This window comes from Okeania sp. SIO2F4 (assembly GCF_010672385.1).
Taxonomy (GTDB): domain Bacteria; phylum Cyanobacteriota; class Cyanobacteriia; order Cyanobacteriales; family Microcoleaceae; genus Trichodesmium.
In genome coordinates, this window is sequence record NZ_JAAHGT010001078.1 from 1 (window position 1) to 3,042 (window position 3,042).

Genomic DNA, 3,042 nt, shown 5'->3' on the forward strand with positions numbered 1-3,042 from the left:
TTGTGAAGGTAGATGGGAGAATGATGAAACTAAATTATCAGAAATTAACCTGAAGGAATTAATAGAAGAATTATATAACAAGACAGGGAATATAGAAATCTTAGATCATAGATTATCTCGCATAGTTTCTAAAGTCAATAAAAAAACAGAATATAGTTTATTAGCACAGAAAATTATTGGCAGTGTAGGTAAACTATATCCTGAAGAAGAAGAAGAAGATATGACAGTTATGGAATCTACTCCGAACTGGAGTCTTGAGAATTCAGATGAGCAAACCGTTTTAAAAGGGAAATTAGCAGTAGAAGAATCCTATGCAAGAGATCCTGGAAAATTATTTGATGTTCGGGAAAAAATCATGCAAGGCACTAATCCATTAAAAGCCAAAATTATGATTTTTTCTACCGTAGAACATCAATTTAATTTTAGTGAAAGGGATTGGCTATTACTGAAAACAAAGAACTTAGATAGTTTACTCAGACAAATATTTAATTTATGCTCATCTATAACAGACTTAGAATCTTCTTTATATAGCACAGCTAATAATTTTGAAGAACCAGATGAATATACCCAAGTAGCTCATGTAATTATTAACGCTTTAACCTCCTGCTATTCAGAAGAAATGATTGCTCCGGAAAGTGAAGCACAAACTGAAAAATCTCAAGTATCAGCATCAGATACAAAAAGAACTGATATAGACAGTAATAATTATTTTCAAAAAGCTGGTATTGCTCTGGTAGGTCAAAAAGAACCAGAAATTACGAATGAAGAAAACGAAGAACAATCTATAAGTTCATCTGAACATTCCAGAGCAGAAATCATCGACGAGAGTACAAATCAAACAGAAGAAAAAAATATTGCCGACTCAATTGATTACCAACAAATCGTAAATCCTATTCCTACAAAACCTAAAACAGTAACTCAAGATAATAATAAAAAAATTCTTCTAGGAGGGCAAAATATCCTAGATTCAATCAAACAAAAATTAGAGATAGAAAATGAAATTTCGGACTTAGTCAATCAAAGAGTTGATGCTGTAATAAATGCTATAGAAGTACAATTTATTTCCTTAGAAGAAACTTTAAATAACCTTTTACAAGGTGAGCCAGAAGAAAAACGTTTATCATTAAAATATAAAGCTTTAGGAGATTTAATTAGTAATTTACAGGATAAGTCCACAAAATTCAGAGAAATTCTCAGGCAATTAGAAATAGAAGAAAGCAAAACACTAAACCCTAATAACTCTGGCAATACTATCAATACAGAATTTAACCAAGAAAAAGAAATTTATTATGAAAACCAACAAAAGATTATTGAATTAGCAACCCAAGGAAATCCTAAAGCAGTTGCGATAATAATTAATCAATTACTTCAGCAACAAGGCATTACAGTTATAGCTGGAAGAAAAAATGGTTATCTGCATATTGTTGTAGAATCAGAACAAATTCCCAATCAAGAAATTGTAACTCCAGTAGTCCAAAAAGAAATCGCTCATTTACAATCAGAATATCTCAAAAATGTTAAAATTCATGGTAGACAATCAGGCAATAAATCAATTATTTGGACACAAACAATTTCGTTTTAGGGAATAGGGAATAGGGAATAGGGAAAATCCTTAGTCTTTAATTGGATTTTTCTGTATGCCAAAATCCAGATATTCCCTAATATGAAATACAAAAAATTATGCAAATATACGAATCATCCTATCACCCCATCACCCCATCAATCTTTAGTAGCAAACATTAACGTATTTGATATAACTACAAAGAAAGTTAATGTAGCAGTATTTTTTGAAACTGGTATTATTACTTCTTTAAGCACTTTAAACAAAGGAAAATCATAATGAGTAGTGTTGAAATTCTCAGGAAATATGCAGCAGGAGAAACAAATTTTCGAGGCATCAATCTTAAGGGTATCCAATTAAATAGAGCAGACTTGATTGGCGCAAATTTTTCCGAGGCCGATCTTCACGGAGCAGACTTAGTGCTAGCATTTCTAAATCGAGTTAATTTCCAACGCGCTAATTTAATTACAGCTAAACTTAGTGGTGCATATCTCACTCAAGCTAACTTGCAAGCTGTTAACATGGCTGATGTAGATCTTCATGGAGCAAACTTACAGAATGCAGATTTTCGACTGGCCAATCTAGAGTTAGCAACCTTGATTGATGCTAATCTGAGTGGGGCAGATATGCGAGGAATTAATTTACAGGGTGCCGACTTGCGTGGTGCTTATATGCGTGGGGCAAATCTCCGCTATGAAAAACGAGCTTATGAAATAGCTAATCTTCGGGGAGTAAATCTGCGGGGAGCCGATCTGCGTGGTGTTGATTTGACTGGAGCTGATTTAACTAAAGCTGATTTGAGAGGAGCAAACCTAAGTGAAGTTTTACTTAGAGATGCCAAATTGACAAAAGCAAATTTATCTCAAGTAATTTTAGATGGTGCATTTTTAACAGAAGCTAATTTGGCAGGAGTTAACTTATCTGGGGCGAGTTTAATTAATGCCAAAATTGAAAGAGCTGGATTAATTGATACACGTCTTAATCAGGCTAACTTAACTGGCGCAATTATGGCAGATGTAAAATTGGGTAAAGCTCAGTTAGTAAGAGCTAATTTAACTCAAGTTAATTTAGTCAGGGCAGATCTTAGTCGAGCTAATTTAAGTCAGGCAAATCTCAGTAAAGCTGACTTAACTGATGCCTACCTAGCAAAAGCAAATTTCCGTAACTCTAACCTGAATGACTCTATTTTAACTAGGGTTGAATTAAGCACAGCTAATTTAAGTGGTGCTCAAATGCAAGGTGCTTCGATGCCTAATGGAGATATTCACGATTAAGTTTTGATAGGTATTTTCTGGATATTTACCGGAAAATTAAAGTATAAAGCCTCTCCATTCATGGAGAAAAAGCGGTCGAGGGATGGCGAGGTCTCCTCGCTGGCCTCCAATCTCCCCTTGAGAGCGGTCGGAAAGCAGAGCATGACCTTAGGATGGGATGGCGTTAGCGAACTTCGCAGCTCCTCTGTAAGAGGCAGCGGGTCCGTA

3 protein-coding genes are annotated in these 3,042 nt (G+C 34.7%); 2 read left to right on the forward strand and 1 reads right to left on the reverse strand.

Going from position 1 to position 3,042, the window contains the following annotated elements; all coding sequences use genetic code 11:
- Positions 1–1,582: hypothetical protein (locus F6K22_RS37275; protein WP_293109803.1), on the forward strand; the 1,582-nt coding region annotated here is incomplete at its 5' end.
- Between the two features lie 257 nt (positions 1,583–1,839).
- Positions 1,840–2,835 carry a pentapeptide repeat-containing protein gene (locus F6K22_RS37280; RefSeq protein WP_293109805.1) on the forward strand — a complete coding sequence of 332 codons (996 nt, stop codon included), beginning with the start codon at positions 1,840–1,842 and terminating at the stop codon, positions 2,833–2,835.
- On the opposite strand, the gene F6K22_RS37285 is transcribed toward F6K22_RS37280, so the two are convergent.
- Positions 2,832–3,042, reverse strand: a 211-nt coding sequence (locus tag F6K22_RS37285; protein WP_293109807.1) for a hypothetical protein, incomplete at its 5' end; no start/stop codon positions are given. The genes F6K22_RS37280 and F6K22_RS37285 overlap by 4 nt on opposite strands.

What these genes read in the sequence shown, in the direction of transcription:
- F6K22_RS37280 (WP_293109805.1), top strand. Translation starts at nt 1,840, where the DNA reads ATGAGTAGTGTTGAAATTCTCAGGAAATATGCAGCAGGAGAAACAAAT.